Here is a 6,044-nt window from a genome sequence, read left to right on the forward strand (position 1 = left end):
GGTCGCGGGTTCGAGTCCCGTCCACTCCGCCACTTATTAGAAAAGCCCTGCTAGAAATACGGGGCTTTTTTACATTTGGAGAAAAGTGTTTTGCTGTTAGGTTGTATAAGTGCTGTAAAGCTATCTCGCCCCTACACTTCACGCTATTCCGGCACATATTAGAAAGCCTAGTCTGACGACTAGGCTTTCGTCGTTTCCGACATCTGATCTTTGAACTTTTGCTATAGATTTTATCGCTACCTATGAGGCGTCTGTCTATTGCAAGGCATTGGGAGGTGGTGTTCGGTTCTGAAATAGTTACCTCTAATCCTTTTAGCTAAGCCAAGTATAACAGAACATCAAATTGGGCGAATCTTAGTGCTTTATATGTGAGAAACCCCAGCACGATCGTCCCTCATTGTAGGGAGTAGCGAACGTTATTACTTTTAATACGTAGAGGGTAATTGTCGATTATGTTCGTATTGATATTCGTTTAACTGCTCTCTATACCTGATACACGTATCTAGAATTAAGGAAAAGTTGGATGTTCAGCTCTTCAAGCTACCACACTTACTATTAGTAGATATTTTGACATGAAATGATACTTATCTCGCTATCTCGCAGATACAAAAACGCCTAGCGTATGCTAGGCGTTGATAAATAGTGTTTCTAATACATCCGACTACAGTATTTGCTTAAGCACTCTATCGGCTTTCACACGAGTGATCTTACGAATCAACTTCTGAACTTCTACCGGGTAGCTCTCTACCTTATCTAACTGCTTATAAGTACAGATAAGCTGAGTGTGTTGAAGGATATTATCCACTTCAGCCTGAAACTTGTCTGTTAGGTGATGGTAGTTATCTTGGATAAAGATGCCGTTCTCTAGATCCAACTTCCATGCGCGAGGGTTTAGGTTATTACCTGTTAGTAGCATGTAGCGCTTATCTACCCAAATACCCTTTAGGTGGAAGCTGTTGGAATCGTGTTGCCAAAGTCGAATTGATAGATTACGGCTAGCAATATGAGCCTCATTCGCTTTAGCGAAACGACGTAAGTTCAATTCGTAAAGGTATGGAAGACCACCAATCGTTTTAAACTCTTCTTCTGGTGAGATAAAGAAATCATTCGCTGTCTTATCGCCAACAACAATGCTGACCTTTACGCCACGCTTAAGCGCTTTCTTCACTTCTTTAGCTAGGCTAGGTGGGAAGTTGAAGTAAGGTGTGCAGATAAAGATTTCATCTTTAGCTTGAGCTACGAGTTGATTGATTCCTTGATTCAGACGGTTACGTCTTTTACCGATACCAACTAATGGTGTTACAGCAACTTGGTCTGCTGAAACCTCTTGACCATCGAATTGATACTGAGACCTTGCTAATGATGCACGAAACTGACGAATAGCTGGTTTCAGTTCTTTGGTCGAAGGCTTGTTCTTATCAGCCAGGTCATAAACAGCGCTGTTCGCAACCATCTGTTCGTGTACGTAGGTAAACATTGAATCAGCAAGCGCTGCGTTGTTTAAAACATGGTAACGATCAAAGCGATAGCGGTCATGGTAATTCAGGTAGATATTGTTGAGGCTTGCACCGCTGTATATCACGCTGTCATCGACGATAAAGCCTTTCAAATGCAATACGCCAAAGACTTCTTTGCCGCGAACTGGAATGCCATAGACGGGTACAGAGTGCTGATATTTTTCTGCAAACTCTTTATACATTGCAGCATTGCCTTCAGAAGACTCTGCGCCAATCAATCCACGTTGCGCTCGGTGCCAATCGACACAAACGCTCACGTCTAATTCTGGATTCTTTTGTTTTGCTTCATATAAGGCAGTTAGGATTTCACGGCCAGCCTCATCATCTTCAAGATACAAAGCGACTAAACTAATACGAGTCGTTGCGCGAGATATCTCATCAAGTAGACGAGTTCGAAACTCTTGCGCTGATAGTAGTACTTCAAACTTGTCAGGATTCTGCGCTATGGTTGGCAACTGTATGAATGGATTCCTACTGGCAATCATATTGACTGTTTTACCTTAAAAATATGCAAAATTGCGAACCTTTAATTTTACCAAAGGGATAGCATCAAATACTAGATAATCGAGGCATTCTCTAACAATTTTGCTGATAATGCATAGGAATGAGATCTTTTCCGCTATTCGAGTAGCGCTCGTATAAAACTCTTAAACCATTTGGCAGATCTTTAGGGTCTATTTGTATGAATAGGTGTCGCGCGTAAAAATTGGTGAGATGAGCGTACGCAAAGCAGTAATCGTCTTCCGTAAGTGTATGTTGCGCACAATAGTCCATAAGCTGGGAGCCTAATTGCTTACCGCGATGTTGTTTTGATATCGCCATCCCAGTAAGTAAGCGATTATTCTCTATTGTACGAAAGCGCACGACACCGCACAGCTCGTTATCCAGTAATAACGAATAGATCAGTTCACTTTTATTGGCTTTTCCCGTTGGGTAATGTTCTTTATAGAAACGTTTAACTAGGGGAACCTTTACTGGGTCTAATTGGGTAATGATGACATTGTTCATTCAGTCACTGCGCCATTGGTTTATCTGCTGTAGAATGACTGCAGTGTAAGTTAATTGAATATCGCCATGCAATTCCATCTCAATGCTAGTTTAAAAAATGTTCATACTTTTTCCATCGATCAGACGTGTGATGCGTTGGTCGAAGTCACCACTATCGAAGAATTAATTTCCGTTTACAGAGACCCTAAATGGTCCGATTTACCTAAGTTAATACTGGGTAAAGGCAGTAATATGCTTTTTACTGAGCACTTCGCTGGCCTAGTCATTGTGAATAAATTAACCGGGATTGAGTTGACCGAAACGGACAGTCATCACCTACTACATGTTAGTGGGGGGGAAGATTGGCCACACTTAGTTGAATGGAGTGTGGATAAAGGGCTCGGTGGTCTAGAAAACCTAGCAATGATACCTGGCTGTTCAGGTTCGGCTCCGATTCAAAATATTGGTGCGTATGGTGTTGAGCTACAAGACGTATGCGAGTATGTCGATATCCTGTGTCTGGATACTTATACAGTTAAGCGATTGAGCAAAGAAGAGTGTCTCTTTGGTTACCGAGATTCTATTTTCAAGCACGCTCTCTACGATAAAGCGATTGTTGTTGCGATTGGTTTAACGTTGCCGAAAGAGTGGGAGCCATGCAATCACTATGGCCCGTTAAAAAGCCTAGCAGCCGATACGCTCTCTCCTCGTACTATATTTGATGAAGTATGCGCTATCCGTTCAAGTAAGTTGCCAGACCCTAGAGTCCAAGGCAATGCGGGCAGCTTCTTTAAAAACCCTGTGATCACCAAAGATCATTTTGATCGCTTGTTCGCTCTATACCCAAACATTGTCGGCTATGAGAGCAATGACATGATCAAAGTCGCTGCAGGCTTGCTGATTGATCAATGCCAGTTCAAAGGTGTGACAGAAGGAGGTGCTCAAGTTCACCCAAACCAAGCATTAGTTATCATCAATTATGATAAGGCTTCTGCTGTGGATATCCTTAAGCTTGCAGAGCGAGTGCGTCAGTCTGTCTTGAATAAATTCGATATTCGATTAGAACATGAAGTGCGTTTTATGGGACGAGACTGCGAGACAAATCTAGACAAGGCTTTGGAGTCATTGGCATGAGAGAACACAGTACCAAGCTTGCACTATTGAAGTGTATTGCTGACGGTGAGTTTCATTCAGGTGAAGATCTAGGTGAAATGATTGGTGTATCACGAGCGGCTATCAGTAAGCACATTAAAGGTATTCAAGGGTGGGGTTTAGATATCTACCGAGTACAAGGCAAGGGCTATAAGTTAGCTAGCCGTTTAGATATGCTTAACGAAGACAAATTGTCTGTTGTTAGTCGAGATGCTTCTCTTGAACTGATTCCAATCATAGGTTCTACAAACCAACACCTATTAGAGCGTACTAACACCCTAGAATCGGGTTCTGTCTGTATTGCTGAATATCAAGCTGCGGGACGTGGACGTCGTGGACGAGAGTGGGTATCGCCATTCGGTGCAAACCTCTATCTTTCAATGTATTGGAGACTCGACGCAGGGATGGCTGCTGCGATGGGCTTGAGCCTTGTGGTTGGTGTAGCTGTTGTTGAAGCTTTGGAAGAGATGGGCGTAGAAGGTATAAAGCTCAAATGGCCGAACGACCTTTACCACAATGACAAGAAGCTTGCTGGTATCTTGGTAGAGCTGTCAGGACAGTCTGGTGGCGCTGCTCATATTGTGATTGGTTTAGGGCTAAACTTATCCATGGATCCAACAACATCAGGTATTGGTCAACCGTGGACTTCTCTTAAAGAAGTGTGTGATGGGAAGGTGCCCGATCGCAATCAGTTAGCGCAGGCTCTGATCAATGCCTGGGATAAGTCTCTTGTTGATTATGAGTTGAAAGGGATGTCGAATTTTGTAGAGCGTTGGAATCGCTTTGATAATTTCTTAGGTCGCAATGTTAGGTTGATCATTGGACCTAGAGAAATTGAAGGTGTTGTTCAAGGCATCGATGAACAAGGTGCTGTATTACTCAAAACTGAGAATGGTATCGAGAGCTATATCGGCGGAGAGATATCGCTAAGAAAAGGCGATTAAGGTGTTACTATTTTCTTAGTAATACTTCTTCAACCATATGGTCTGCGCCTTTACGTAGAATCAAGTGAGCCCTTTCTCGTGTAGGAAGGATATTTTGTTCTAGGTTCAAGCCATTAATGGAACTCCAGATACCTTCCGCTTTATCCAGTGCCGCTTGGTTCGATAATTTTGTGTAATGACTAAAGTAAGAGCCAGGTTTGGTAAACGCGCCATCGCGGAATTTCATAAAGCGATTGACGTACCACTCTTTGATTTGTTGGCTATCAGCGTCAACATAGAGAGAGAAATCAAGGAAGTCTGAAATAAACACGCGATGTGGCTCGTGTGGATCGTTCATGCCTGTTTGCAAGACATTAAGTCCTTCAATAATAAGCACATCTGGTAGGTCGACACACTTAACGTCATCAGTAATGTTGTACGTAAGATGCGAGTACACGGGAGCCGTGACATTTCTCTTGCATGCTTTTACATCCGAAACAAAGTTCACTAAACGCTTAATATCGTAAGACTCCGGAAAGCCCTTTTTACTCATCAATCCTTTTTCTACTAACACCTCATTTGGGTATAAGAAGCCATCGGTTGTCACTAGCTCAACTTTTGGGTGGTTCTCCCAGCGAGAAAGTAGGGCTTTAAGCAGTCGTGCAGTTGTACTTTTGCCCACAGCGACACTTCCAGCAATACCGATGATAAAAGGTGGTGCTTTCTCGTTTTTATCCAGGAATTGATGGAGTACTGAGTTTCTATTCTGTCTGGCTGCCACATAGAGATTTAATAGGCGAGAGAGCGGCAGGTAGATCTCAACGGCTTCCTCCATTGTGAGCTTTTCATTGATGCCTTGAAGCTCTTTTAAGTCGCTCTCAGAAAGTGTCATCGGAACTAAATTCCTTAGCTCAGACCAACGTTCGCGGTCAAATGACATAAATGGGCTCATATAAACTCTATAGTGGATAACAAAACAAGTGCATGGAAAATACATCAAGCGATAGATAAATAAAATATCTTCCTGTACTAGATGTGGGTTAAAGGCAGAAACCTTGAGCTAAATAGCCGTATATAGGAATTTGATAGGAGAATTTTTCACTTTTTTTCAATTTACTATTGCAAGGTGGAAAATCATTCAATAAAATGCGCCCCACTTGTGCCGACTTAGCTCAGTAGGTAGAGCAACTGACTTGTAATCAGTAGGTCACCAGTTCGATTCCGGTAGTCGGCACCACTTTCTCCCTTTCTTTAAGGTAAGCGAGAGAAAGCTCAAAATTTGGAGGGGTTCCCGAGTGGCCAAAGGGAGCAGACTGTAAATCTGCCGGCACTGCCTTCGATGGTTCGAATCCGTCTCCCTCCACCATATTCTAAAGGTTAAATAGCTCAAACAGAGTTACGTGTTGCGTGCATCGTATAATGGCTATTACCTCAGCCTTCCAAGCTGATGATGCGGGTTCGATTC

General features: G+C 42.8%; 5 protein-coding genes and 2 tRNA genes. 4 read left to right on the forward strand and 3 right to left on the reverse strand.

From position 1 onward, the window contains the following. Positions 1-661: 661 nt before the first annotated feature. The gene (gene pssA, locus AB6D07_RS22410) at positions 662-2,002 is read right to left on the reverse strand and encodes a CDP-diacylglycerol--serine O-phosphatidyltransferase (RefSeq protein ID WP_017103315.1); all 1,341 of its coding nucleotides are present in this window, start codon (positions 2,000-2,002) and stop codon (positions 662-664) included. A gap of 91 nt (positions 2,003-2,093) precedes the next feature. Continuing rightward, positions 2,094-2,525, reverse strand: coding sequence for a GNAT family N-acetyltransferase (locus AB6D07_RS22415; RefSeq protein ID WP_017101063.1), 432 nt, complete (start codon positions 2,523-2,525; stop codon positions 2,094-2,096). Positions 2,526-2,591: 66 nt separating this feature from the next. Here AB6D07_RS22415 and murB point away from each other — a divergent pair, with 66 nt between their 5' ends. Continuing rightward, positions 2,592-3,638 carry a UDP-N-acetylmuramate dehydrogenase gene (gene murB / locus AB6D07_RS22420; RefSeq protein WP_029222976.1) on the forward strand — a complete coding sequence of 349 codons (1,047 nt, stop codon included), beginning with the start codon at positions 2,592-2,594 and terminating at the stop codon, positions 3,636-3,638. After that, complete coding sequence (gene birA, locus AB6D07_RS22425; RefSeq protein WP_009844724.1) at positions 3,635-4,600, forward strand: bifunctional biotin--[acetyl-CoA-carboxylase] ligase/biotin operon repressor BirA; 966 nt, start codon at positions 3,635-3,637, stop codon at positions 4,598-4,600. Before murB ends, birA begins: the two co-directional genes overlap by 4 nt. A 7-nt stretch (positions 4,601-4,607) precedes the next feature. On the opposite strand, the gene coaA is transcribed toward birA, so the two are convergent. Then, entirely contained in the window at positions 4,608-5,531 is a 924-nt protein-coding gene (gene coaA, locus AB6D07_RS22430) for a type I pantothenate kinase (RefSeq protein WP_017103313.1), read from the reverse strand. A gap of 209 nt (positions 5,532-5,740) precedes the next feature. Between coaA and AB6D07_RS22435 the strand changes: the two genes are divergently transcribed. After that, a tRNA-Thr gene (locus AB6D07_RS22435) sits at positions 5,741-5,816 on the forward strand. Positions 5,817-5,860: 44 nt separating this feature from the next. Beyond that, positions 5,861-5,945, forward strand: a tRNA-Tyr gene (locus tag AB6D07_RS22440). The last annotated feature ends 99 nt before the right edge of the window (positions 5,946-6,044 follow it).

It is taken from the genome of Vibrio sp. 10N.239.312.C11, assembly GCF_041466065.1.
Taxonomy (GTDB): domain Bacteria; phylum Pseudomonadota; class Gammaproteobacteria; order Enterobacterales; family Vibrionaceae; genus Vibrio; species Vibrio tasmaniensis_A.

Bases quoted from the DNA above. Each gene is read 5' to 3' on its own strand.
- pssA (WP_017103315.1), bottom strand. From the start codon at position 2,002: ATGATTGCCAGTAGGAATCCATTCATACAGTTGCCAACCATAGCGCAG.
- AB6D07_RS22415 (WP_017101063.1), bottom strand. From the start codon at position 2,525: ATGAACAATGTCATCATTACCCAATTAGACCCAGTAAAGGTTCCCCTA.
- murB (WP_029222976.1), top strand. From the start codon at position 2,592: ATGCAATTCCATCTCAATGCTAGTTTAAAAAATGTTCATACTTTTTCC.
- birA (WP_009844724.1), top strand. From the start codon at position 3,635: ATGAGAGAACACAGTACCAAGCTTGCACTATTGAAGTGTATTGCTGAC.
- coaA (WP_017103313.1), bottom strand. From the start codon at position 5,531: ATGAGCCCATTTATGTCATTTGACCGCGAACGTTGGTCTGAGCTAAGG.